Origin of the sequence: Limosilactobacillus ingluviei str. Autruche 4, from assembly GCF_000312405.1 — a bacterium.
Taxonomy (GTDB): Bacteria; Bacillota; Bacilli; order Lactobacillales; family Lactobacillaceae; genus Limosilactobacillus; species Limosilactobacillus ingluviei.
This window is the reverse complement of sequence record NZ_HE997173.1, coordinates 745210-771788: the sequence shown is the minus strand read 5'-3', so window position 1 is coordinate 771788 and position 26579 is coordinate 745210. Positions and strand designations below refer to the sequence as shown.

Here is a 26579-nt window from a genome sequence, read left to right as displayed (position 1 = left end):
AAATTTTGGCAGTTACTACGATTACGAATCTCGAATTTGGCAAGATGGTGCAAGCCGCCGCTGCTAAATTAAATCAACAAGCTGAGTTTATCAATTCCTTGAACGTCTTTCCGGTTCCGGATGGTGATACGGGGACGAACATGTCCATGTCAATGGCCAGCGGGGCCAAGTATGAACGAGAAGCGACCAGCACCGCGGTTGGTGAGCTGGCCCAAAGCGTGGCCAAGGGACTGTTAATGGGGGCCCGGGGCAACTCCGGGGTCATCTTATCCCAAATTTTCCGGGGCTTTGCCAAGGGTTGTGAAGGCAAAACTACCTTATCGACCAAGGATTTTGTTGACGCGTATGCCAATGGGGCCAAAACGGCTTATAAGGCAGTGATGAAGCCAACTGAAGGGACGATTTTAACCGTCGTCCGTGAATCGGCCCAAGCGGGGTTAAACAAGGTCAAAGAGACGGATGACTTAGAAGCCGTGTTAGCCGCGATTGTCGCGGCCGCGGATGCCGCCTTGCAAAAGACGCCGGAATTATTACCGGTCTTAAAAGAAGTCGGCGTGGTTGACTCCGGCGGCCAAGGCTTGGCCTTTGTTTTGCACGCCTTTTATGGGGCCTTGACCGGGGAAGAAATTGCTGATGAATTGCCAGACAATGCCCAAATGGATGAAATGATCAACGCCAAGCACCACCAAAGTGCCCAAGGCAAGTTGGATCCAGATGACATTGAATTTGGCTACTGTACCCAAATGATGGTGCGGCTTGGTAAGGGCAAGCAAGTGACCCAAGCCTTTGATTACGAAACGTTCTACAATTACTTGGCGGACTTGGGTGACAGCCTGTTAGTGATCAATGACGATGAAGTTGTCAAAGTCCACGTCCACACGGAACATCCGGGGAAGGTTTTGACGTGGGGCCAACAATTTGGGGATCTGCAGACCGTCAAGGTTGATAACATGCGGTGGCAACAAGAAGAGATCATGAAAGAAGATCAGCCCGCCCAACCAACGGCCGCCGCACCGCAAGAAACGCCAGCCACGGCGGTGATTGCTGTGGCATCCGGGGATGGGGTGGCCAAGCTCTTGCAAAGCTTAGGTGTGACCCAAGTGATTGCGGGGGGCCAAACGATGAACCCAAGCATCCAGGACTTAGCGGATGCGATCAATCAGTCCGGCGCCAAGCAAGCCTTGATCCTGCCAAACAACGGCAACATCTTTATGGCCGCCGAACAAGCGGCCCAAGTGGCGGATATTCCCGTTCAGATTGTGCATACCAAGACGATTGCCCAAGCGATGAGTGCTTTGTTGGAATATAATCCAGAAGCCAGCCTGGCGGATAACCAAGCAGCCATGGAAAGTGTGTTGGGCAACGTGGCCAGTGGTGAAGTTACGGTCGCGGTGCGGGATACCCAATTGAACGGTCAAACGATCCACAAGGACGATTACATGGGGATCGTCGATGGCGAAATTGTGGCTGTCGCGCCGACTGTGGAAGCTGCCGCTGAAAAGATGGTGGCGGCCATGCTGGATGAAGACAGTGAAGTGGTTACGATTTTGTACGGGGCCGACGGCAGTAAGGAAGCCGCCGAAGCCCTGAAGGAACAGATCCTGACGCAAGATGATGAATTAGATGTTCAAATCTATGAAGGGGATCAACCAGTTTACCCATACTTGATTTCGGTTGAATAATTTTTAATAAGGGTCGGATGGCAAGTGAACACTTGGGTCCGGCTTCTTTCGATACATATGGTTGAGGAGGTGGCCGTGTGCAATCATTACAAGATCCGGTGACAGCGTTAAAGGGCGTTGGCGATAAAAAAGCCGAGCAACTGGCGACCTTAGGGATTACCACGGTCGAGGACTTGTTGACCCATTATCCCAGCCGCTACGATGACTTTGCGCCCACCAATTTAGAAGTGGCGGTGGATAAGCAAAAGGTAACTTTACACGGGACGGTGATTTCTGCCCCGGTTGTCAGTCGGTATGGTTACCGAAAAAGTCGCTTGAGTTTTCGCTTGCAAACCGGCCACCAAGTGGTGCAGGTGATCTTTTTTAACCAACCGTACTTTAAGGATCATTTACAAGTGAACGGGGATGTGACGGTGGTCGGCACGTGGCAGCGGGCCCGCCAACAGGTGTTGGGGACCAAGTTGCTAACGGTGAAACCAGGCGAAGAAACGATTGGGGCAGTTTACGCGGCCAATAAGCACGTCAAGCAAGCCACCTTGCACCAATTGATCGAAGTGGCGTTTCACCAGTATCGGCACGTGATTGCAACGTTGCTCCCAGTGGCGTTGCGCCAACGCTACCAGTTATTGGACCGCCCGACCATGATCAAATGGCTACATTTTCCCACCACCGGGGAGCAAGCAAGGGCAGCCCGGCGGACCGCGGCTTACGAAGAGGTCTTTTTGTTTCAGTTGCGGCTGCAATCGATGCGCTTGGCCCGCCGGACGGCGGATGGCTTGCAAATCTGGTATGACAACGAGGAATTGCGGGCCTTTATCAAGACCATTCCCTTTGAGCTGACGGCGGCACAAAAGCGGGTGGTGAATGAAATTTGCCGTGATTTGCGCAGTCCCTTTCAGATGAATCGGCTGCTGCAAGGAGATGTCGGCAGTGGGAAAACGATTGTCGCCGCGATTGCGATTTATGCGACCATCCTGACTGGCCATCAAGCGGCGCTAATGGCACCAACTGAAATTTTAGCGGCCCAACATGCTGCTAAATTGGCCGAAGTTTTTGCGGATACGCCGGTTAACGTGGCCTTGCTTACCGGCTCGTTGACCGCCAAGCAGCATACCGAGCTGCTCAAACAAATTGCCGCCGGCCAGTGTAATTTGATTATTGGGACTCATGCCTTGATCCAAGCAAAGGTCAATTTTGCCAACTTAGGCTTGGCGATCATTGACGAGCAACACCGCTTTGGGGTTGAGCAACGCAAATTGCTGCGCGAAAAAGGGCTGCAGACCAACGTGTTGGCAATGACGGCGACGCCGATTCCACGGACCCTATCCATTACGGCTTATGGTGAAATGGATGTGTCGGTGATTGATGAACTGCCGGCGGGGCGAAAAGCGATCAAGACGACTTGGCTTAAAAGTGATCAGGGGGAAGCGGCGCTCTCGTTTTTAACCGCTCAATTGCAACAGGGCGCGCAAGCATACGTGGTCAGTCCCCTGATTGAAGAATCCGAAAAACTTGATGTCCAAAATGCGACGGCCCTGTATGAGCACTTGGCCGCCCACTTTCAGCCGGAGTATCAAGTTGGCTTGTTGCACGGGCGGATGAGCAATGATGAAAAAGCGGCGGTCATGGCTGATTTTGCGGCGGGTAAGGTCCAAGTGCTAGTCGCCACGACCGTGATTGAAGTGGGGGTCGACAACCCGAACGCGACGGTGATGGTGATTTATGATGCGGATCGCTTTGGCCTAGCCCAGCTGCACCAATTGCGGGGCCGCGTTGGGCGGGGTGGGCGCCAGTCCTACTGCTTGTTGGTTGCCGATCCGAAAACCAGCGAAGGTAAAAAGCGGATGGAGACGATGGTGGCGACGACCGATGGCTTTGTGGTCGCGCAACGTGATTTGGAATTGCGGGGCGCGGGCGATTTGCTCGGGAAAAAGCAGTCCGGGATGCCAGAATTTAAAGTGGCCGATCCAGTGGCGGATTTAAAGATGATGCAATACGCCCGCCAAGATGCGTTGAACTTATTAGAACAACCGCAGTGGGATCAGCAAGACGAAAATCAGCCCCTGGTGCACTACTTAACCCGGCAAAACTTACAGACGCACTTTGACTAAAAAAGATGGAGGCTTTGATAATGAAAATTGCAGTTGATGCGATGGGTGGCGATCACGCCCCGAAAGTGGTGGTAAACGGGATTGAACGGGCCCGCGATCAACACCCCGACCTAGAATTTCTGCTGTTTGGTGATCCAACCGCGGTCCAAGCCCAGCTAAGCAATCCAGACCGGATCACGATTGTTCCCACGACCGAAGAAATTGAAATGGGCGAAGAACCTGTGCGGGCCATTCGCCGGAAAAAAGATTCTTCGCTCGTGCGGGCGGCAATGGCGGTGAAAAATGGCGAAGCCGATGCCTTCTTTTCCGCGGGGAATACGGGGGCGATTTTAGCGGCCGGCCTGTTTATCGTGGGACGGATCAAAGGGATTGATCGGCCCGGTTTGACCAGTATTTTACCGGTCGCCCTGCCCAATGCGGCCCAGGCGACCCGCTTTGTCTACTTGGATTCGGGGGCCAATGCCGAGTCCAAGGAACGCAACCTGGTGCAATTTGCCCAGTTGGGCAGGTTTTATGCCAGCCAAGTGTTAGGGGTCGCCAATCCCCGGGTCGCCTTGTTGAACAATGGGGCCGAGGCCGACAAGGGGGACAGCTTCCATAAAGCCGTGCACCAACTGTTAGCGGCGGATGATAGCTTAAACTTCGTGGGGAATGTCGAAGCCAGTGAATTATTACATGGCAAAGCCGACGTAGTGGTGTCGGATGGTTGGACCGCCAACGCCGCCCTGAAGGCTACGGAAGGGACGGCTAAACTGGTCTTGCACCTCCTCAAGGATGGCATTTTGAATGGTGGTTGGCGGGCCAAATTGGGCTACGTGTTCTTAAAGCCGGTCTTTAAAAAGATTGCCAAATTAATGACGCCGTCGAATTACGGTGGGGCCGTCTTGTTGGGCTTGAAGGCCCCGGTGGTGAAGGCGCACGGGGCCGCCGATGAAAAAGCGATTGTCGCAACGATTGACCAGATTCAAACGATGTTGACATCGCAAGTCGTCCAAAAGACGGCCGCGTACTTCCAAGCGGCAGAAGAAAATGGCCAAACCGTGGACAAGCCGGGGGAAAACTAATAGAATAGAGAAGTTAGTAATTACAGATTAAGAGGTTTGACAAGCATGGACAAGAAAGAAATCTTTGATCAAATTGCCGCAATTGTGTCGGATCACTTTGATATTGACCGGGCAAAGATTACGGATGATTTAAACTTGAAAACAGACTTAAACGCGGACTCAATTGACTTCGTTGAATTTGTGCTTGAAGTAGAGGATACTTTTGGGGCCCAAATTGATGACAGCGAAGCCGAAAAGTTGAGCACGATTGGTGAAGTGGTAGATTACATCGCTGCCCACCAGAAGTAAGAATGCGCTAGTGGGGTCGCGATGAAGTGAGCTTCGTCGGGGCCTTTTTCTAACGGCTGACACTTTAACAGGACCATAGATTCGGCCTGTGAGATGGGTGGAAAAACTTCGGCCTATCTCAGAGGAAAAATCGGAAAGGATAACCATGATTTCAGAATTACAGGCGTATTTGCAAGCAGAATTTGGGATTCATTTCCAGGACACTGCCCTGTTGGCAGAAGCTTTTACCCAGGCTTCGTACGTAAATGAGCACCCCAAGGAACACTTAAAGTACTATGAACGGATTGAATTTTTAGGGGATGCGGTGCTGCAATTATTTGTTTCAGAATACATCTACCAGCGCTTTCCGGAATTACCGCAGGGGAAATTGACCCGCTTGCGGGCGGCAATGGTTTGTGAGGACAGCTTCTCGAAGTTTGCCTTAGAATGCCACTTTGATCAATACATCCGGCTCGGCCGGGGGGAAGAAATGGCCGGGGCCCGGAAGCGGCCAAGCCTGTTGTGTGATATTTTTGAAGCCTTTATCGGGGCACTATACCTAGATCAAGGCCGGGCCGCGGTAGAAAAGTTTATTCACCGGGTCATTTTCCCGAAGCTGGACCAAGGGTGGTTTGATCACGCCGTGGATGCGAAGACGACCCTGCAAGAATTTTTGCAACGCAATGGGGATGTGAAGATCGTCTACCACTTGTTAAAGGAAAGCGGCAGTGAAAACGAACCGATTTTTACGGTCAACGTAAGTGCCAATGGTCAGGTAATTGGCCAGGGGACGGGTTCTTCAAAGAAACACGCGGAAATGGCCGCCGCCCAAGTGGCCTTAGAAGCATTACGACACACGAAAAAGTAGGGGATTGGCATGCGACTGGTATCATTAGAGATTGATGGCTTTAAGTCCTTTGCGGAAAAGACGGTCATCAACTTCCAAACCGGGGTCACCGGGATTATCGGTCCCAACGGAAGTGGTAAGAGCAACATTATTGAAGCGATCCGCTGGGTGATGGGGGAGCAATCCGCTAAGACCTTGCGGGGGGATAAGATGGTCGACGTCATTTTTAATGGGGCGACTGATCGCGCCCCGTTGAACCGGGCGTTGGTAAAGTTGACCCTGGATAACAGCGATCATTATTTAAACACCCCTTATACCGAGGTAACCGTCTGCCGGAAGCTGTTTCGCTCGGGCGACAGTGAATACTTGTTGAACGGGCAAAGCGTGCGGTTAAAAGACATCGTTAACCTGTTCATTGACTCCGGGATTGGGAAAGAATCGTTTGCGGTGATTTCCCAAGGTCGGGTGGCGGAAATCTTTAACGGTAAGCCCCAGGACCGCCGCAAGATGATTGAAGCCGTTGCCGGGGTCGGTAAGTATAAGGCGGATAAGGAAACGGCGCAGCGCCGGTTAGCAGAAACCAATGACAATTTAAACCGGGTCAACGACATTATCTATGAACTGCAACAACGCTTAGGTCCCTTGGAAGAACAGCGGGCGCTAGCGCAGGATTACGTGGCCCAAAAGCAGCGCTTGGATCGTTTGGACCAAACCGCGACGGTCCGCGCAGTTGAGGCGGCAAACGAACGGTTGACCACGATTTTGACGCAAAAACAGCAGGCCGAGAAGTTGGCGGCGGATTATGAAGCCCGGGTGCACGCGGCGAACGCGCAAGCGGGGCAGTTACAAAGTCAGCGGCAAAAATTACTGCACTCGAAGGACCAACAGCAAGCCACGATTTTACGGTTAACGCAAGAAATCGGGCAGTTAAATAACGATCAATCGGTCGCGCAAGTGCGCCAAGAACAACTAACCGCCGAAGTCACCCGCTTGACGGAGCAACAAGCCGAGACAACGACCAAGTTGGCAGCCGCGCAAAGGGCGGTGGAAGCAGCTCAGCAGACGCAAGGCCAGCATGAAAGCCGCGTGCAAGCTGCTAAAGAGCAGTTAGCGGCCTTGCAAGCGGCCCAAGCGCCCGACCAGCAAGCAAAATTGGCGGCAGAAATCGAGGCCTTGCGGGCCCAACAAGTGGAGCAGCTGCAAAGTTTGACGACCTTGCACAATCAACAAACCTTTTTAAAGCAGAGTCAATCGCGGGGCCAAAGTCAAGCCGATCAAGTCGCCGCCGATTTGGCCCAGCGCCAGGAGCAATTGCAGGCGCGCCAAGCGGCTTTAACAACGGCCCAGACGGCGGTGGAAGCGACGGGGGCGCAAGTGACGGCCAAACAAGGCCAGCTCCAGGATTTACAAGCTCAATTAACAACAACCCAAGGGCAGTATGAAACGGCTCAAAAGCAATGGTACCAAGCGCTGGGGACCTTGCAATCGCAGCAAGCCCGCTTGAAAAATTACCAGGCGATGGCCGCGGATTATACCGGTTACTTCTACGGGGTGCAAAATGTCTTACGCCAACGGCAATCTTTTCCGGGTCTGTTTGGGGCCGTGGGAGAATTACTGACGGTGCCCAAGGAGTACACCCTGGCGTTGGAAACGGTCCTGGGTGGCCAGTTGCAACACCTGGTCGTTGACAGTCAAGCCAGTGGGAAGCAGATTATTAACTACCTGACCCGCACCCGCGGGGGCCGGGTGACCATTTTGCCGCTGGACAGTTTGCGCGACGGGCGGGTTCCGGCCGCCTATGCAGCAGTAGCTAACCACCCGGGGCTGTTAGGCAAGGCAGTGGATCTGGTGCAGTTTGAGGCCCGCTACCAACCAGTTGTTGACCAGTTATTGGCGACCACCGTGGTGGCCGACAATTTGGATCACGCTACGGAAATTGCCCGCTTAGGCCGGCACCAACTCCGGGTCGTGACCCTCAACGGGGAATTAATCAACGCCAGTGGGGCGATGACCGGGGGGAAGACCAAGCAGCAGCGGGTTGGTTTGTTGACGCAAAAAAAGCGGCAGCAAGAATTTGAAGCGGCCGTCCAACAAGCGACTACAGCCAGTCAGCAAGCGGAACAGGCGGTGCAAACTTGGCAACAAAAACGGCAAGCCCTGCAAGCTGCGGGGCAAACTGCGACTGAGGAATTAACGACCCTCCAGGCAAGGTTAAGTGAGCAACGGGATCACTTGCAGCAAGTCACGAGCGAAGTGCAGGATCTGCAACGTCAGATTGCGGCCTTGCAATTGCAAACCAGCCAGCAAGATTCCCAGCACAGTCAGTACGAAGACCAAGTCCAAGCGGCCCAAGCGGCGGCAGACCAGTTGGAAACCGAACTGGACCAGACGAAAGCGGAATTAGCGGCTAAACAAGCGGCCCTAACGCAATTGACCAGCCAATCCGCTGATCAAGCAGAAGCGCGGCACCAGGCCCAACAAGCACTGGCCGTGGAAACCGAACGGTTGCACCAAGCCCAGGCCGCCGTGGCGGAGCGGCAAGCTGAATTGGCCCGTTTACAAAGTACCGCCCAAGCGCTCAACGAGCAGTTAGCGGCGGCCAAGGAACGGTTAACGGCGACCCCAACGGCTTCAGCAGCGCAAATCCAAAGCTTACAAGCGGAGTTGACGGCAGCCCAAACGCAGGTCACCGAATTAAATGATCAACTGGAGAAGCTGGAACAAACCCTCGGCGACGCGACAACCGAAAGTGACCGGCTGCAAGGTTTGATGCGGGTGGCTTACGATGACTTGACCCGCATCAATGAGCAGCGGTTGGCGTGTGAACAGACGATTGACCAAGGAGAAAACCACCTGAGTGAGCAATACCACACCACCCTGGCTGCGGCCAAAGCGCAAGTCGTTGATTTACCGGATGAAGAATTGCAGCGGCAAATCAAGCTGTTGCACCGCGGAATTGAAGAGCTGGGGGAAGTCAATGTGGCCGCAATCGGTGAGTACGAAACGGTCAAGGAACGCTATGATTTCTTAGCGGCCCAACAAACTGACCTCTTGGAAGCCGAAGACCAATTGAAACAAACGATGGCCAAGATGGACCAAGAGGTTAAGCGGCGCTTCAACCAAACCTTCCAGCAGCTTTCAACGGCCTTTGCTACGACGTTTAAGCAGGTCTTTGCCGGGGGCCAGGCCAAATTGATTTTGACCGAACCACATGATCTGTTGGAAACGGGGGTCGATATTTACGCGCAACCACCGGGGAAAAAGAATCAGCAGTTGAGCCTGTTGTCCGGGGGAGAAAAAGCGTTGACGGCCCTGGCCCTGTTGTTTGCCGTCCTCAAAGTTCATCCGGTTCCCTTTGCCATCTTGGATGAACCCGAAGCGGCCCTTGATGACGTCAACGTGGATCGGTTTGCCACTTATTTGGACCGTTTTGGCAACCAGGGGCCGCAGTTTATCGTGATTACCCACCGGAAGGGGACGATGGTGAACGCCGATGTCTTATACGGGGTCACGATGCAAGATTCAGGGGTCTCCAAGGTGATTACCGTCAACGTTGATCAAACCCTCAAGGCCGCCCAAACAAAGTAAGGAAGTGAGAAGATGGGATTATTTGATATTTTCCGGCGGAAGAAGCAACCAGCCGAGCCGGAACAACCAGTCGCAGCGCCAACCAGTGAGGAAAGTGAACAAAGTGGTGCTCCAACACCCACTAGCAGTGCCAATCCGGTCAGTGAGGCTGTCAGCGAGTCGTCAGCACCTGCGCCGGTGGAGGCCGACGAACCGCAACCGGTGGCTGAATCAGCCTCTGAGTCGGCTGAACCCCAACCGGCGGCGGAGGATGATGGACCGGAAGAACCTGCCGCAACGCCTAAGGCAACGGCGCAGGTTCCAGCCCCGGAAATCGTGACATCGGCCGCGCCGGTCAATGAGGAGCCGACGGCCAGTGCCACTGCTGATGCCAGCGATACCACGCCGGCGGCCGCAAGCGCGGCCGTTAAACCGGAACCAGCCGAAGTTGGGATTGAGTCAGGAGCGGCGGAAAGCTCCGCGGCCCCGGCTCCAAAAAGCGCGGATGAAGCAGCAGCAACCGAAGAGCCTTCCGCGTCCACTGAGCCTGCCCCGGCGGCAGAACCGGCTGATGACAAATATGAAAAGGGGTTGGCCAAGTCGCGGTCTGGGTTTGGAGCGCGGTTGAACAAGTTCTTGGCTAATTTCCGGCACGTCGACGAAGATTTCTTTGAAGACTTGGAAGACTTGCTGATTGAATCGGACGTGGGCTTTGAAATGACCCAACAACTCTCAGATGCCCTGCGCGAAGAAGTGAAGTTGCAAAACGCCAAGACCAAACAGGACGTTTCTAACGTGATCATCGAAAAGATGGTGGAACTGTACGAAGCGGCGGGCCAAGATGAGCAAACCGGCCTGCAAATGGCGCCAGAAGGACCGACGGTGATCATGTTTGTCGGGGTCAATGGGGCCGGGAAGACGACCACGATCGGGAAGATGGCGGCCGCCTTCAAGCAAGACGGCAAGAAGGTCCTCTTAGTGGCCGCCGATACCTTCCGGGCTGGGGCCACTGAACAGCTGGCCGTGTGGGCCGAACGCGATGGCGTCGACATTGTGACCGGACCCGAAAAGGGCGATCCGGCCGCCGTGGTCTTTGACGGCGTGAAGCGGGCCAAGGAAGCCAACTATGATATCTTGCTGGTCGATACGGCCGGCCGGCTGCAAAACAAGGTCAACTTGATGAACGAATTGGCCAAGATGAAGAAGATTTTGACCCGCGAAATTCCGGCCGCGCCGCATGAAGTGCTGCTGGTCTTGGATTCCACGACGGGGCAAAACGCCTTAAACCAAGCCAAGCTCTTTAAGGAAAGCACGGATGTGACCGGGATTGTCCTGACCAAACTGGACGGGACGGCCCGCGGGGGGATCGTTTTGGCAATTCGCAATGAATTGCACCTGCCGGTCAAGTACGTGGGCTTAGGAGAAAAGGTTGATGACTTGCAAGTCTTTGATCCCGCGGAATTTGTCTACGGCTTGTTTAAGGGCTTGGTCACGACTAAGTAGTTCGGAACAACCGGGCAGAAAGGGTGGTCGGAAAATGGAGTTGGAAAAAAATGAACGGGTTAACGCCCTCTTTGCGTTTTATCAACCCCTGCTGACGAAAAAGCAGAATGATTATTTGGAACTCTATTACGTCGATGACTACTCGCTGGGCGAAATTGCCGAAGAATTTGGGGTTTCGCGCCAAGCAGTTTATGATAATATCAAGCGGACGGAAAAAATTCTGGCCGCCTATGAAGCAAAGTTGGGTCTGCTGGCGGATTATCAAGCCCGCAACCGGCAATTTGATGCCCTCCAAGCCTACGTTAAGACCCACTACCCCGCTGACGAGCAGCTCAATGCGCTGGTCGCTCAGATGGAAACCTTAGAAGAGGAGTAACTCAAATGGCATTTGAAGGATTAACCGAACGCCTCCAAAAGGCGATGGAAAAACTGCGCAAGAAGCCGAAGGTGACGGAGGCCGACCTGCGTGAAACGATGCGCGAAATTCGCTTGGCCCTCCTGGAAGCCGACGTCAATTTTGCCGTTGTCAAGGACTTCGTCAAGAAGGTCCGGGAAAAGGCCACGGGGGCCGAAGTCTTAAAGGGCTTGAACCCCGCCCAACAAATCGTCAAGATTGTTAACGAAGAGTTGACCCAAATGATGGGGGAAACGGCGACGCCCCTGGCTAAGGCACCCCACATTCCGACCGTCATCATGATGGTCGGGCTCCAAGGGGCCGGGAAGACGACCACAGCGGGGAAGCTGGCGAAGAAGTTAAAGGACGAAGAAAACGCGCGGCCGTTGATGATTGCCGCCGACGTGTACCGGCCCGCCGCAATTACGCAATTGCAACAAGTGGCGGCGACAATTGACGTGCCGGTCTTTGAAGAAGGCACCGATGTTGATCCAGTCCAAATTGTTAAGGACGGGATGGCCCAAGCGGCGGCCAACCACAATGATTACGTTTTAATCGATACGGCCGGGCGGCTGCAAATCGATGAAAAGCTGATGGACGAACTGGCCCAAATCAAAGCCTTGACCAACCCGAATGAAATTCTGCTGGTCGTCGACGCGATGACCGGGCAAAACGCGGTCAATACCGCCGAAGGGTTCAATGATAAGCTCGACATTACCGGGGTGGTTCTGACCAAGTTAGATGGTGACACCCGGGGTGGGGCTGCCATGTCGATTCGGGCCGTGACTGGTAAGCCGATTAAGTTTGTCGGGGAAGGGGAAAAGATGGAAGATCTTGATGTCTTTCACCCCGACCGGATGGCTTCGCGGATCCTCGGGATGGGGGACATGCTTTCCCTGATCGAAAAGGCGCAAAAGAATTTCGATGAGGAACAAGCCCAGGCCACGATGGAGAAGATGCGGGAAAACACCTTCGACTACAATGACTTTTTAGCCCAGATGGACCAACTGACCAAGATGGGGCCGATGGAAAACCTCTTGAAGATGATTCCGGGGATGGCTAACAACCCCGCCTTGCAAAATGTGAACCTGGATCCCAAGCAGTTTGCCCACATCAAAGCGATCATCCTCTCGATGACGCCGGCTGAACGGGAGAATCCAGATCTGATGAACCCAAGTCGGCGCCGGCGCTTAGCCGCCGGGGCCGGGCGACCAATTGTTGAAGTCAACCGCATGATTAAGCAATTCAATCAGATGCGCAAGATGATGAAGCAGGTCACCAACGGGAACTTCAGCGGGTTGCAAAACATGATGGGCGGCCAAATGCCCGGCGGCAAGATGGGCCAAATGGCGATGAACCAAATGGCCCGGCAAATGAAAAAGAACAAGCAAAAGCGGCTGAAGGCCTTGCGTAAGGCCCGTCGCAAGAAGAAATAAGAGTTAGCGGTTGCTCAGGCAGCCGCTTTTTTTGTACACTGAATAAGTACTGCTTATGAAAGAATTGTGAAGGAAGCAGTCAGCACCGCTTCAGGTTTAATACTTCACGGAGCCCGGGCTGGCCGGTGGGGATAATTGCGGAAAAATTACAGCAAAGGAAGTGTAAGGTGTGCGAAAATTTTGGCGCGGTCTGTTGCTGATGTTGAGCGGTCTGCTGCTGATTAACGTTGCAATTCCAGCAGTGGCTGCTTCAGTTAACTCCAACCAGGCTTTGGTTCAATTCATTGAGCACAAAATGACCGGTAAAGATGGGATTTATACTAATTACTTGGCCACTAGCAATGCCGATGATTCGGTAGCTACCGGGCATCAGTATTTAAGTGAATCTGCTGGCTATTATTTACAATACTTGGCGCAGACAAAGCAAAAGCGTAAGTTTCAAGCTTTCTATAAGCAGACCAAGCGGACCTTTTACCGGCAATCAGTCTTTTTGTATCGCTTTGATCCGCATCATCCGAGGAAGTACCAAGTCAATGCTACGATCGATGATTTGCGGATTATTGCGGCATTGCTCAAGTACGATGATATCAATCACACTACGAAGTACCAAACGGAGATTAAGCGCTTGTACCAAGGCTTGAGCAGTCAAGTCAAGCAAGCGGGGTTGCTGACGGATATGTATAGTTTAACGACTCATAGCCATAATCAGACGGTGACTTTATGCTACCAGGATCTGGCGGTTTTACGGCGGTTGGATCAAAAGAGTTACCGAAAAGCCGTACGAGTTGTGACGGCGGGGAAAATCAGTCATCGTGTGCCATTGTATTACCAAAGCTACCAGTTGAAAACTGGTCACTACAGCCAAGCGCAATTGGTTACCCCCCAGTTGCTGATTACTTTTTTGCACCTAGCGGAAGTGGGAAAATTACCATCGGACAGTTTGAACTGGCTTAAGCAACGGGTGGCAACTCAAACGTTGTATAATGCGTACTCGTTGACGGGGCAAGCTAAAAATCATGATACTGCGGCCGCCAACTATGCCTTGGCGTTGATGATCGGTCAAACGGTGCACGATCAACAATTAAGCACCGCGGCCGAAAAAGTTTTGTTGACAATGCAAGTAACTGATCAAAATTCTCCACTTTATGGAAGCTTTGGTGATCCGCAAACCAAACAAGTATATTCATTTAATGAACTAACGGCGTTAGTCGCCTTGAATCAATAGGAATGTGAAAAATGATCGAACAATTGAGACGAAGAGTTTCGCCACCCCTACTAGCCTGCCTGTTAGCGGCAGCGATAGTAGGGTATTTATTATTCATTACCCCCATTAATGGCTATGCTGATAACGGTGACTTTGCCCGGGTGATCTATATTAACGGGATCTACCCCTTAGATCCGAAAAATTATCAGTATACCACTTATCTAACCCAACACTATGGCTTATTTCAGTACTATAACGAGCACGTTGCAATGCTGTTTTCGTCCCAAGGGCTGTTTGTCAAAATGGCGATCGGGCTCAATAAATTGTTTTACAGCCGGACGGTTTTTGATCTTCGCTTTATGGGACTGGTTTATTATGGCTTTTACCTGGGAGGGATCTATTTACTCACTTTGGCCTTGACGGACCGTACCAAGCGGCAACTGGTTGATTATGTCATCGCCTTGCTCGTGGTCTTTGTTTTTGCAGATTCATCATTGACGCTGTATTTTAACTCGTTCTTTGCCGAATCAGTAATGATTATTGCCATGATGTACATTACGGCTACCTTATTGTTGATAATGAAAAAACAATTTACCCGCCGGTGGAGCTTGCTGGTGGGGTACTTTTTGGCGGCCGTGGCCTTGATTACGGTTAAGCAGCAAAATGCCCCGTTGGCTTTGAGCTTAGTGGTCGTGACTGTCGGCCTGGGTTTTGTGTATCGCGATAAATTGGCGCGTTGGGTTGCCCCGTTGATTTGTTTGGCTTTACTAGGGACCGGACTGGCAACTTACGTTATGATTACTGATCAATTCAGCAACATTAACAGTTACCAGTCAATGACGCGAGGGGTCTTGCTAAAGGAAGCTGATCCAGGTAATTCGTTGGAAAAAGGTGGGCTTTCGCGCCAATACGGTTTGCTTAAGGGGGATATTTACACCCAAACGTACGCTGCCACTTCCGTCAAGTCCAAGAATATTACAGCAGATTTTATCCCCCAGTATAATTTTGCTTGGATTTTAAAGTACTACTTAACACATCACCAACAATTTGACGAGATGTTAGATGTGGCTGCCCGGGACGGTTATTTGGTGCAGATTAAGGCGGTTGGGGACTTTACGAAGGACTCCGGGGCCAAGCCGCACCAGCAAGTACAATACTTTACACTATTCGGTGCCATCATGAAGGCGTTTTTTCCGAAGAAGTTTGCGTTTTATTTGACCTTATGCGTGGTCTTGGCGATCATCTATACCATCATTTTTGTCATTGGAATTAAAAGCAACGAAACGGAAGCGGCCATTAAGGCCTTCATGATGATTGGCTATGCCACCATGATTATTGGAACCTTTATTACCGCGGTGGTTGGTGATGGGGATGCCGACTTGGCTAAGCACTTATTGATTGTGCCTTTAGCATTGAACCTGATGTTTTTACAAATCATTGCAGATGTCTTGCATCATAATTTTTGGCATCCGGCAAGGGAGGAACAACAGTGAGAAAACGATGGTTATCGATATGGGTGGCGATTGTAGTCAGCTTGCTGTGCCAACCGGTGGTGCACGCGGCTGATCAGCGACCAGTGTTATTGGTCTATGACAGTGCCAATGTTTATTATGACGGTACCAAGACGATCGATTCCGTGCAACGAATGTTGACAGCGGATGGTTTAGCGGTTAAGACTGTCCGGCTTGCCAATTACCGGCAAGGGGAGCTGAATGATGCGGCTTACCGCGGGGTAGTCACTTTGATTAATTGGCCAGCCGCCGGGTTAAGCAATCCGCGGTTTAATACTGATCGGGCGCACTTTAGTGGTGTCAAGCTGCACATTGGACCGAATTTACAGGCCAATGAATTAGCTGACCTCCACGCTAAAAAGGGAATGCTGATTCGGCAGCAATTGACCCTAACGACACATAAAATTACCGAACAGTTGCCCTATACCGATCGGATGGAATACTTAGCCGGTGGGGCGCAGCGTGATGAATATGGGCAATTAAATACCCAAAACGTAGGGCAGCAAAAGATCCTGCCCTACGGCGTGAAGGTGGGGCAAAATGCCTTCTTGCCGTTTTGGCGCACAAATGGCTTGGCAGTGAGCTGTGAGGCAAAGTTGTTGGCGGACCTCTTTAATCCACAAGCCGAAAACCGGCCGCTGTTGGTAATCAATAATGTGACCCCAACCAGTAACTTGCACTACCTTAATCAATTGGTGACGGCATTGGACCGCAATAATATTCCGTTTGCTCTTAGCGCAACTAACGTGGAGACTAACACCAATCAGTTTGCTTACCAGAAATATATGTATGCGTTGCGACTGGCGGAGCTAAAAAACGGCCTGGTCTTTATGCGCGTACCGTACTTGTATTCATACACGGGAAAAGAAATTACCGCGGCTAATTTAAGGGCGACGATGAGTGAGCGCCTGCAGTTAATGGTTAAAAGTGGGGTCTACCCAACTGGGTTAGCCGCTCCCAACCATTGGAATCAAGACCGAGTTTTGGGCAAGGTGGGGCTAAAGGCCGCGACCAATGTGTTATTGTTGCCCAACCCGAAGACTTACCCGCAGGTGCAGCGCACGAATTTCAGTCGATCCTTTGACCGGGCTTATTATGTCATGTCGTTAAATGGGTTAGCCAAAGCAAAGACCACGGTCGCTTTAACCAAAGCGGCACAATCCTATGCGGTGCCAATTGCCTTAAACGTTAAACTCCCCCGGACCCAAGCGGAGTTGCGCCAGGTGAAAAAGAGCGTTTTAAATGCCAATTTAGACTGGGAAAACCCAGCGACCGAGACAAAGACCAGAACCATGACTTTTGCTAAGCTGAAATTGACCTATCATGCGGGGACCTATTTTGTAAACGGGGAGCCACAAAATATCAGCGATGCCGCGCCGGTACCAAAGCATTCGGCACGGTCTCAGGCTCACGAAACTGGTTTGAACTTGATTTTATTCTATCAAGGTAAGTTCTTAATGGCCTTTATTTTGGTAACCTTGCTGGGCTTTGGGGTCTTGATTTATCTAGGGCGCAAAGCTTATTGGGCAAAGTTTAAGAGAAAGTAGGAAGAAAATTGTCACTAGTCGATTTATTGTTATTTATCAGCATTTTTTCGATTTGGACCATTTTAGCGGTAAACGTCGTATTGATCTTTGCGGGGTACGTAAAATACCTCACGATGAAAGTCCACGCCCACTTACCTGCCGTCCCGCCATTTGTCAGCATCCTGGTGCCGGCGCATAACGAAGGAATTGTGATTGTGAGGACCGTCAGGGCATTGCTAGCCTTGGATTATCCACCTGAGCGCTACGAAATTATCGTCATTAATGATAATTCTTCGGATAATTCGGCGGCACTATTGGCCGAGCTTCAAGCCAAGGACCCTAACCGCCAGTTAACCGTAATCAATACGGACCAAACAAACGGGGGAAAGGGGAAGTCCAACGCCTTAAACATTGGGCTGCAAGCAGCGAAGGGGTCAGTCATTGCAGTGTATGATGCTGACAACACCCCGGAAAAACCGGCGTTACGGATTTTAGTAGCTGAATTGTTGGCCGATCCCAAAGCGGGAGCGGTAATTGGTAAATTTAGGACGCGGAACAAAAATGCGACCTTGTTAACCCGCTTTATCAACATCGAAACCCTCTCTTTCCAATGGATGGCCCAGGCTGGGCGCAAGCAGTTGTTTAATCTTTGCACGATTCCCGGCACCAATTTTGTGATTCGTCGCAGTTTACTGGAAAAAATTGGTGGTTGGGACGTGAAAGCCTTGGCCGAGGACACGGAAATCAGTTTTCGGACGTATTTGATGGGCTATCATATTAATTTCCAACCGGCTGCGGTGACTTGGGAACAAGAACCTCAAACGTTGCTAGTCTGGTTTCATCAACGAACCAGGTGGGTGAAGGGAAACATCTACGTAATTTTAAAGAATCTGAAATTGCTGGGCGATCCCAAGAGTAAGGCCATTCGATTTGACTTAATGTATTTTTTGTCAATCTACTTTTTATTGATGACGTCATTGGTAATTTCCGATACCGTCTTTATCCTGTCGGTCTCGGGCTTGCTCCATACGTCGATCAATGGTTTTAGTAATTGGCTGTGGTTTTTTGCGATTGTTTTATTTGTTCTAGGAACTTTTATTACGATCACCACGGAAAAAGGGGAAATGACGCTATCAAACCTGTTGCTGATCGTGGTGATGTACTTGGTCTACAGTCAAATGTGGTTGGCCGTGGCCTTTTACGGGATGCTGATGTATCTGCAGGAACAAATTTTTCATAAAAAAGCAAAATGGTATAAGACACAGAGGTATGAATAGTGAAGAAATTACTGATTATGATATTAACCACGTTTGGCTTGCTGAGTGCGTGGGGCGGGCAAGCTAACGCTGATGATTTAAAGAGCTATACACAGCCCTTTCAAAATACCACGCAAACCTTATCGGGAAAGTCGGTCGCGGCCAACACATATTTTACCAAAATTGATTATTGGGACGTGAAGAAGGCTTCGCTGAATTTAAGTTACCAGGTTTCACAAATTGCTGACGATCAAACGTCAGATATTACGGTGGCCATTAATGGGGTAAAATTTTATTCCTTTCGGCCTGAAGTAAAGGATGGGGTGCAAACCAAGACAATTGACATTCCGCTTAATTTGATCAAGGGGTCCAACAATCTCAAAATTTACGGCCAAATTTTAAATAAGGCGGGCAAAAGCGCTGTTAGCGTGCAAACGCCGGCGAACTGGTTGACCCTTTATCAAGCCTCAAACGTTAATTTTCAATACAATTTAAAGCAGCCTGACTACAATTTAAAGTCCTTTTATAATCACTTTTCCGGGGCTGACACTATTTCCTTTGGGCAATCGGTCATTGCCGTGCCCAAGCAGCCTAGTGATGGTGAATTGGCCGCTGCAACCTATGCTTTGACCGGTGTCACCAGGACAATTGCAACGGACACGGACCAAGTTCGGATCTTGCCCGATAATGATGGGCGGGTCAAAGCCGCTCCGTACCGGGTCGTAATTGCTACGTATGATCATCTTCCTAAACGCTACCAACACGAATTTTCAGTCGCCAAATTAAAGCACCGGGGCGGGCTGAAATTAGTGTATGCCAAAGATAAGTACACCTTGATCATTACGGCCCTGGATGATCAAATGTTGCAAAAAGCGACTCGCTTTATGGCGAATACGGAGTTGATGACCGAGACCAAAAAGCCGGTAAAATACGTAAGTGCCAAGACAGCGACTTATATGTCCAGTTTACACTATGATGGCAGTCGCCAGTTGACTACCCAAGGGGTAACCCTAAGCGGGAGCGGTCACCATGAAGAAACCTTCTTTGTTGCTTTACCAGCCAGTCAAAGCAATGCCTATGGCAGCAAGGTCCGGTTAAGCCTGAAGTACGCCAAAAACTTGAACTTTAATAATTCATTGGTAACGGTCTACATCAATAATCGCAACATTGGCAGCTACAAGTTAAGGGCCGAGCGGGCCGATAATGATGAGCTGACCTTTAAGCTGCCTGCTAACCTGAAGATCGGCAGTGGTTTTTCCGTGCGGGTCGCCTTTGACCTCGAGCCACGCCAAATTACCAAATCAGACAATACCGAGAGTCCGTGGGCGGCGATTAATCCGACTTCCAAAATCTTTGTTCATGCGATGGAAAAGAACACGCTGCTTTTTTCCAATTACCCGAGTCTGTTCATTAAAAATAATACCTACGATCATTTAGCAGTGGTCAGACCCCAAACCATGACTACTGATGATTTTGAAGCCTTGTCCAATCTTTTTAATTTGATCGGGATTTATACCAAGAGCAATACGGGCCAAATTAAATTTTATCAACACCAACCTGATCACACGACCTTGAAGAACAGTAATGTGATTGTTCTGGGAACCCCGGGACAAAATGCAATGATCAAGCGCTTGAATGATCAATTGTATTTCCGCTTTAATGCGCGGTTCACCCACTTTATTTCAAACGAAAAATTAAGTATTGAATCAGACTACGGGAAGACAATTGGCACGGCCCAGCTTTTGCGCTCCCCCTACAATCCCAAACGAGGACTATTGGTCGTCACGGGGATGACACCGAAGGATGTTTACTTGGCTTCAACCCAAATCAATTACCAAAAGACGATCGTTGAGCATGGTGGGGATACGATTGTGGTTGATCAAGACAATAATATCTACAATTACCGGTTTAAAAAGCACGCGACGCTAAACAAGCACGTGGCACTGAAACAAACCATTCGCAAAAACACCAAGTTGATCGGCTACCTAGTGATTGCCAGCTTGTTTATGGCTTTGCTAGTCGCAGCGATTTTTATGATTTTGTGGAAAAACAATTTGCTGAGAAAGGGTAAAAAGGATGAGCAACGATAAAAACTATAGTTTAAGTGCTGATATTTACATCATCTTGTTATTAGCTTGTTCAATCATGACAGCCATCTTCGTGGGGATTTCAGCTAATCTGATGATTTTAAACTGCGTATTTCTGGCGATTACTTGTTTTTTAGTGCTGGTCACTTATTTTGTGGGCTTGTTGGCCGGGTTGATTTTTAATTTGCTGTTTATCTTTGTTCAGGGGAGTTATGTGTTATACGCGGACGTAGTGTTAGGACAAGAACTCAACTTGTGGTTAATTGGGTGGCTTTTTTTGCCCTTGCTATGGTCGGTTTTGATACATTTAATGACCAACAACTTGCGCGACTTGCAAGATGAAAATCAGCGGTTAAAGGAAGCTAATGCACGTAGCCTTGGTTATAACAGCGAAACGGATTTGCGGACGATGCGTTCCTACCGGCAGGATGCGGAAGTCTTTATTGAAACTCATAAGCGCTTTGCAATTCCGGTGGCGACTGGGATCATTTCGATTCGTTATTTTCGCCAAATTATGAACTTGCTGACGACCGAGCAACAACACCACCTGGTGAAACGCTTGTCAAAAATCTTGGCGGATGGCTTTCGCAATAATGATATTGTCTATAGCCTCGAAGGAATTGGGGGTACTCCCCAGTGGGCAGTGCTGCTCTTTGCCGATTATGAGGGCGCCATGCGTGCAATGGATCGAATTAAGCAACGCGTTACAGAGTTGCTTCAAGCGGATGAGGAACTCGGGGAGTATGAGATCCAAATTTCAATTGGGGTGGTCGAATACGATCCGGATAAAATTGCTAACATCAGTGAATTTATCGCCGCAGCCCAACGGGTCGTACAATACGACGTCTAACTTACTAAATAATTGAAACAGCGGCTGGAAAAAAGGCTTAAAAATTAAAAAGCGTTAGAAACCACGTGACTGAAACGGTGATTTCTAGCGCTTTTTGTTGTTGTTTTCTAAGTTTTAGTCGAAAAGCTAAGTTTATTCTATTCGTAAATCGACCGCTTTAAGACGCCGATGTAGGGGAGGTTGCGATACAGACCGTTGTAATCCAGCCCGTAGCCGACAATGAATTCATTCGGGACTTCAAAGCCGATATAAGCGGCGTCCACTGCCACTTCCCGGCGGCTGGGTTTATCCAAGAGGGCGCAAGTGGCAATGCTCTTGGCGCCCCGGCTGGCAAAGAGTTGGTCCAGGAATTTGAGGGTGTAGCCGGTATCGATGATGTCTTCGACGATCAAGACCGGCCGGTCGGTCACGTCGTGGGAGAGGTCCCGCAACAAGCGGACCCGGCCCGAAGATTCGGCGTTGTCTTCATAACTGGAGACGTCGACGTAGTCAATGTTCAGTTTGAAATCCAGCCGTTGGAGTAGGAGCGAGGCAAAGATCATCGCTCCGGTCATTACCGGCACGACGACCGGGAATTGGTCTTGGTAGCGCTGGGTTAACGTTTCCGCCAGGGCATCGATCCGGGCTTCGACTTGGGCTTGGTCGTACAAGATTTTTTCAATGTCAGGATTCATAATTAGTGGTGTTCCTCCCAAATAACGTTCGGAAAAACCGAACAATTTTAAAGTAACTAGGCTGTTTGATAGTTGGATTTTAACATAATCGCGGTAAAAAGGGGAGAAAAACGCCAACTTTTTCGGGGTTGACCCGGCAAAACGTTAATCATTGGGCTTGGATGGTGACCTGGCTACCATTCGGGTCGGTGGTGACAATTTGCTCGCCGGTGGTCGCAAAGGGCCAGTGGGCCGCGCGCAGGCGGGCTTCAATGGCGGCGGGTCCGTTTGGTAACTTTGTGAAAGCAACAAGAAAAGCTGGCTAAAAAGGATCCGCAACTGGCGGTAATGTTAGCTGAATTGCAAGTCCAGTACCAAGATGACGACTAGGAAGATTTGTACCAGCAGATTTTTTGGTGGGGAGTTAGATTGGGATGAACCACCGCTTTAACTGGAAAAGAAAAACTACACAATAATAATGGTGCCCTCAGAGCTGATAATACAACTCTGAGGGTGATTTCATGATGAAGAATCAATTAGTGGAGGGAATATGAGAAGCGAACCAAGCATCAAGCATCGCTGAGCATGGTTGGCAGAGCGAGGGGAGAATTTTAGACGGACGAGAAAAGGGGTTGTAGCTACTAATTATAATGTTGACATTTACTGCTAGACAGCTTATTTTGAGACTAAAATTGTCTTTTAGTTATAAAGAAGGTGGAACAGATGGAACCAATTGTAAAAATTGAACAGTTGACTAAAAAATTTGGGAATACTACCGCCTTAAAGGATGTAAGCTTTGAAGTTTATCCCGGTGAAGTTGTTGGCTTTATTGGCCCCAATGGTGCAGGAAAGTCTACAACAATTCGGATTATGTTAGGACTGCTAAAAAGAAGTGGGGGATTGGTAGAAGTATTTGGCAAGGATAGTTGGCAAGAGGCTTTGTTGATTCATCAAGCGGTGGCGTATGTTCCGGGCGATTTAGCCCTATGGGAAAATTTAACCGGTGGGCAGACGATTGACTTATTGATGAAGTTGCATGGTAAGGGAAATCAAGCCAAAAAAGCGGAATTAGTCCAAAAATTTCAGTTAGATTTATCGAAAAAGGTGAAGAGCTACTCAAAGGGGAATCGCCAAAAAGTAGGCTTAATTGCCGCCTTAGCCGTCGATTGTGAACTTTATATTTTAGATGAACCAACAAGTGGCTTAGATCCTCTGATGGAAAGGGTCTTTCAAGACGAGGTAGCGCGCCTTAAAGCAGAACAAAAAGCGGTGTTGCTTTCTTCGCATATTTTAAGTGAAGTGGAACGTTTGGCAGATCGAGTGGTTATTATTCAAGGAGGACGGGTGGTCGAGAGTGGGACTTTAGCCCAATTACGGCATCTAACGCGCAGTACGGTTCAGCTTGCGCTAAAAGAAAACATTTCCGTTTTGAAAACGGCGGCCTTTGTTCACGATTGGACGCCAACCGGTGTCAATCAAGCCACTTTTTCCATTGATCAGTCGGCTTTGAATGAGTTGCTACAAGAATTAAGCCATTATCAGGTACAAAAGTTAGAAATCTTGCCGCCAACATTAGAAGAATTATTTATGCGTCACTATCAAACTGGTGAATGGGGGTAGAACGATGAAAAATAGTTTTACCCAAGCGCTCGCCCTCTGTCGATTTCAATTACGTCAAAAGCGGGTATGGCTTTCGTTATGGTTGATAGGGGTAGTTGCGTTTGCGAGTGGCTATGTACCTGCTTTTGAAAAAATTGCCGCAGATCAAGGAAAAGCAGGATTGTTTGTGACGATGCAAAATCCAGCAATGGCAGCGATCGTTGGCCCTTTACCGGTGGCTTCCGCTCATCAATATACGGTTGGCGTGATGTACGGTCATGAGATGACGCTCTTTACCGCAGTGGTAACAATGATGGTGGCAGGGAGTTTTATCATTGGGCAAACGCGCAAGGTGGAAGAAAATGGACAGCTAGAAATCCTCAAAGTATTAAGGATTGGTTCGAGTGCTTATAGTTTAGCTGCTAACTTACTGGTCTTGCTACATGCGATTTTGCTGGTGATTCTCATTAGTGGGATCTTAGTTTCGTATAAAGCCCCGACGGTGGATTTCACTGGCAGTCTTTACTTCGCTAGTGCGCTAGGGCTAGCGAGCTTGTTGGGGGCTAGTATGGCGTATGTTTGTGCACAAATATTTGCCACGAGTTCACAGGCTCGGAGAATTTTCTTTAGTTTAGTTGGATTGCTCTACCTGCTAAGAGCTGGCACGGATGTCAGCAATGTAAAGCTGTCCAAGTTCAATCCGTTAGCTTGGGCTTATTTAGGCCAACCCTTTCATCAGAATGATTGGCGTTATCTGTTCGGCTTGCTTATGCTCATCCTTACTTTATTTATGCTCGGGTTGCGATTAGAAAGTCAGCGGGACTTAGGAACGAGTTTACTAGTTGCTCACCGAGGGAGAATTAAAGCGGGACGCTATTTAACGATGCCCGTGGGCTTCTTCTTTTATCTCAACCGAGGGACAATCATTACCTGGTTGATTGCTGATGTGGTTATTGCGGCAATGTATGGCTCAATTTATGGCGATATTGACACTTTTATAAATAGCAACCAGTTACTTAACCAAATGTTTGCGAATAATGCCGCAAGCTTAATTGATTCGTTTACTTCCCTGATTATGATGGTCTTGACCGCAATCGCTTTGGTAATGCCATTAGTCGTGGTGCGCAAAGTGCGGACAGAAGAAGTTCAAGCGCGTTTGGGTTATCTTTTGGTACATCGGGTGAGCCGTGGCAAGATCTACTTAATTACCTTGATGCTCGCAGTGGGATTTGGGACCTTAGCCATTGCACTAACCGGATTGAGTTTAGGAATGGCGGCCGTAAGCTCAATGCAGCCAGCTAATCAGGCATTTGTCGTTACCTGCATCAAAGCGGCTATGAATCAATGGCCGTTGCTTTGCTTGTTTGTAGGACTAATGTTGCTAAGTTTAAGTTTGCCCGCCGTATGTGATTGGTTGGTGTACGGCTTGCTTGGCTATAGCTTTTGTGTAACGTACTTTGCGGTTTTACTAGACTTGCCAAAATGGGTTACGCAGACGTCGCTATTTGAAATTCTGGCAAAGATGCCAAGGGAGCAGTTTGCTTTGGCCCCGTTTGTTGTTTTGAGTAGCATCGGGATGGTAGCAATGGCTGTGGGAGGCCTTCTTTTTACGCACAAGGAAATAAAGTGATACGGCTTCAGTTGTTCAGCGATGGAGGGAGTAGTCATTATTTTTCATCTGCTTGCAAAAAGCCGCAAACCCCGCGTACTGCCGGTGGCGCCGGTCGGCTTTGGCCCACTGGACATAGCGGCGGTAAACCCCAGCCCGTTGGTTGGCTGGGACGGCTTGCCAAGCCCGCAGGTCCGCCACTTGTCCACCACTGACGATGTTGACGTAGTTGCCACCCGCTGCCAACGTCTTAGGTGCCCGATAGGCGGCTTGGCCCTTAATAATAATTTTTCCGGTTGGCGCTTGCAAGCGGCCGGTGAGGGCGAAGCGCCGGATGGCCGGGTCCTGAGGATGGTCAACGTCTAACCGCTGGTGGGTGTGGCGGTAGGGATAGGGAACACGGTGTGCCCCATGGGGGATGCCATAGTTAAAAGATTCGGTATTGGCAATTTGGGCCAGCTCGGCGGGGTGGTAGCCCTGCCCCCTTGCGTCGACTTGACCGTTGGCGCGGCGGTGGTGCTGGTAGGCATTCCACTCGGAGACGAATTGCTCACTGGTTAAATCGACAATCAATTCGATCATCCGCCCGCGGTTGTAGCGCCAAGCTGGATCGTTGGCGGTTAGTTGCACCTTCATGTTGTGCGGGTAGGTAAAGGGCTGGGCCGTGCGGTTGTGCAAGCTGGCGTTCGTGGTGTAATCAGCGCGGAGCTGGTGGTCGGCGAGAAATTGCAAAAGGCGTTGGTAATCGGTGGCGGCGGGTTGAGGATGAGGGTAGGCGCGCAGGTAGGCCAGGGCAGCGCGATCCAGGTAGGAGCGAAAGCAGTGGAGCTGGTGGCCCAGTGCATCACGCCCCAGTCCAGTCCGGCCGTAAGCCTGGCAGACCAGCTGGCGTACCAGCGGGTAATAATCGCACAGCGGGTTGAGTTGTGCACTGAACCGGTAGGCGGCTTGGCCGGTGGCGTTCAACTGTAAAAAGCCGTACGGATCAACGGCCGCTTGCAAGTGCTCTGTCAGCATTAAGCGCAGTTTGGCCGCGGGAGCCAGCCGGCTGGCCCGCAGCAGGGTGGTGTAAAGGTCGCTGCCAACGCAATGGAGCTGCTGCCACGCCTGGTCCAACTGAATTGCGGGGGCCGGGGCGGACGGCTGGTTGGTCAGCGCCGTAACGTAGGCGCGGCAGGCGGCAAAATCCCAGCCTTCGCGGCGCAAGGTGGCAAGCTGGGTGGCCAGGGTGATTTGTAGGGTTGGCTGTGCTGCTAAGGGCCAGCGCCGGCAGTAGCGCTGGCTAGCTTGCTGCAAGCGCCAGGCCTGCCAACGGTGCCGAAAAGTTGTCATTACCAAAAGGGGGTCCTCCTTTCACTAAAGCCAGCGGGGATGAAAAAATGATAGAATAAGGGTAACGAGCCAGAAAGGGGG

Annotated in this window: 19 protein-coding genes; 17 read left to right on the top strand and 2 right to left on the bottom strand. The window is 50.4% G+C overall.

The features are described 5' to 3' along the window. Nucleotides 1-5: 5 nt before the first annotated feature. The 15 genes from BN54_RS03770 (at nt 6) to BN54_RS03700 (ending at nt 21305) form a co-directional block, all read left to right on the top strand. Nucleotides 6-1682, top strand: coding sequence for a DAK2 domain-containing protein (locus BN54_RS03770; protein ID WP_019205815.1), 1677 nt, complete (start codon nt 6-8; stop codon nt 1680-1682). 77 nt (nt 1683-1759) lie between these two features. After that, the gene (recG, locus tag BN54_RS03765; protein ID WP_019205814.1) at nt 1760-3793 is read left to right on the top strand and encodes an ATP-dependent DNA helicase RecG; all 2034 of its coding nucleotides are present in this window, start codon (nt 1760-1762) and stop codon (nt 3791-3793) included. Between the two features lie 20 nt (nt 3794-3813). After that, entirely contained in the window at nt 3814-4857 is a 1044-nt protein-coding gene (gene plsX / locus BN54_RS03760) for a phosphate acyltransferase PlsX (RefSeq protein WP_019205813.1), read from the top strand. A gap of 45 nt (nt 4858-4902) precedes the next feature. Next, on the top strand, nt 4903-5145 hold the full coding sequence (gene acpP / locus BN54_RS03755) for an acyl carrier protein (RefSeq protein WP_019205812.1): 243 nt from the start codon (nt 4903-4905) through the stop codon (nt 5143-5145). Between the two features lie 145 nt (nt 5146-5290). After that, the gene (rnc, locus tag BN54_RS03750) at nt 5291-5992 is read left to right on the top strand and encodes a ribonuclease III (protein WP_019205811.1); all 702 of its coding nucleotides are present in this window, start codon (nt 5291-5293) and stop codon (nt 5990-5992) included. A 9-nt stretch (nt 5993-6001) separates the two neighbouring features. Next, nucleotides 6002-9559, top strand: a complete 3558-nt coding sequence (gene smc, locus BN54_RS03745; RefSeq protein ID WP_019205810.1) for a chromosome segregation protein SMC — start codon at nt 6002-6004, stop codon at nt 9557-9559. A gap of 12 nt (nt 9560-9571) precedes the next feature. Next, a complete protein-coding gene (ftsY, locus tag BN54_RS03740) occupies nt 9572-11041 on the top strand; it encodes a signal recognition particle-docking protein FtsY (protein ID WP_019205809.1) in 1470 nt (489 codons plus the stop codon). A gap of 34 nt (nt 11042-11075) precedes the next feature. Beyond that, the gene (locus tag BN54_RS03735; RefSeq protein WP_019205808.1) at nt 11076-11417 is read left to right on the top strand and encodes a putative DNA-binding protein; all 342 of its coding nucleotides are present in this window, start codon (nt 11076-11078) and stop codon (nt 11415-11417) included. Nucleotides 11418-11422: 5 nt separating this feature from the next. Then, nucleotides 11423-12871, top strand: a complete 1449-nt coding sequence (gene ffh / locus BN54_RS03730) for a signal recognition particle protein (RefSeq protein ID WP_019205807.1) — start codon at nt 11423-11425, stop codon at nt 12869-12871. A 169-nt stretch (nt 12872-13040) separates the two neighbouring features. After that, on the top strand, nt 13041-14096 hold the full coding sequence (locus tag BN54_RS03725; RefSeq protein ID WP_019205806.1) for a hypothetical protein: 1056 nt from the start codon (nt 13041-13043) through the stop codon (nt 14094-14096). An 11-nt stretch (nt 14097-14107) separates the two neighbouring features. Then, complete coding sequence (wsfD, locus tag BN54_RS03720; RefSeq protein ID WP_040469716.1) at nt 14108-15568, top strand: glycan biosynthesis hexose transferase WsfD; 1461 nt, start codon at nt 14108-14110, stop codon at nt 15566-15568. After that, the gene (locus tag BN54_RS03715) at nt 15565-17133 is read left to right on the top strand and encodes a hypothetical protein (RefSeq protein ID WP_235720472.1); all 1569 of its coding nucleotides are present in this window, start codon (nt 15565-15567) and stop codon (nt 17131-17133) included. The genes wsfD and BN54_RS03715 overlap by 4 nt, the downstream gene beginning before the upstream one ends. Before the next feature lie 8 nt (nt 17134-17141). Next, nucleotides 17142-18389 (top strand): glycosyltransferase family 2 protein, encoded by a 1248-nt coding sequence (locus BN54_RS03710; RefSeq protein WP_019205803.1) that lies wholly within the window; start codon nt 17142-17144, stop codon nt 18387-18389. Next, nucleotides 18389-20458, top strand: a complete 2070-nt coding sequence (locus BN54_RS03705) for a cellulose biosynthesis cyclic di-GMP-binding regulatory protein BcsB (protein WP_019205802.1) — start codon at nt 18389-18391, stop codon at nt 20456-20458. Before BN54_RS03710 ends, BN54_RS03705 begins: the two co-directional genes overlap by 1 nt. Next, nucleotides 20445-21305: a GGDEF domain-containing protein gene (locus BN54_RS03700; protein ID WP_019205801.1), complete on the top strand. Its 861-nt coding sequence runs from the start codon at nt 20445-20447 to the stop codon at nt 21303-21305. Before BN54_RS03705 ends, BN54_RS03700 begins: the two co-directional genes overlap by 14 nt. A gap of 137 nt (nt 21306-21442) precedes the next feature. On the opposite strand, the gene hpt is transcribed toward BN54_RS03700, so the two are convergent. Further along, the gene (gene hpt, locus BN54_RS03695; RefSeq protein WP_019205800.1) at nt 21443-21979 is read right to left on the bottom strand and encodes a hypoxanthine phosphoribosyltransferase; all 537 of its coding nucleotides are present in this window, start codon (nt 21977-21979) and stop codon (nt 21443-21445) included. 702 nt (nt 21980-22681) lie between these two features. Between hpt and BN54_RS03690 the strand changes: the two genes are divergently transcribed. Together BN54_RS03690 and BN54_RS03685 are read left to right on the top strand one after the other, a co-directional pair. Further along, nucleotides 22682-23578, top strand: a complete 897-nt coding sequence (locus BN54_RS03690; protein ID WP_019205798.1) for an ABC transporter ATP-binding protein — start codon at nt 22682-22684, stop codon at nt 23576-23578. A 4-nt stretch (nt 23579-23582) separates the two neighbouring features. After that, nucleotides 23583-25187 carry an ABC transporter permease gene (locus BN54_RS03685; RefSeq protein WP_019205797.1) on the top strand — a complete coding sequence of 535 codons (1605 nt, stop codon included), beginning with the start codon at nt 23583-23585 and terminating at the stop codon, nt 25185-25187. 15 nt (nt 25188-25202) lie between these two features. Here BN54_RS03685 and BN54_RS03680 read toward each other — a convergent pair whose 3' ends face one another. Next, nucleotides 25203-26498: a DUF3114 domain-containing protein gene (locus BN54_RS03680; RefSeq protein ID WP_019205796.1), complete on the bottom strand. Its 1296-nt coding sequence runs from the start codon at nt 26496-26498 to the stop codon at nt 25203-25205. Between the last annotated feature and the right edge of the window lie 81 nt (nt 26499-26579).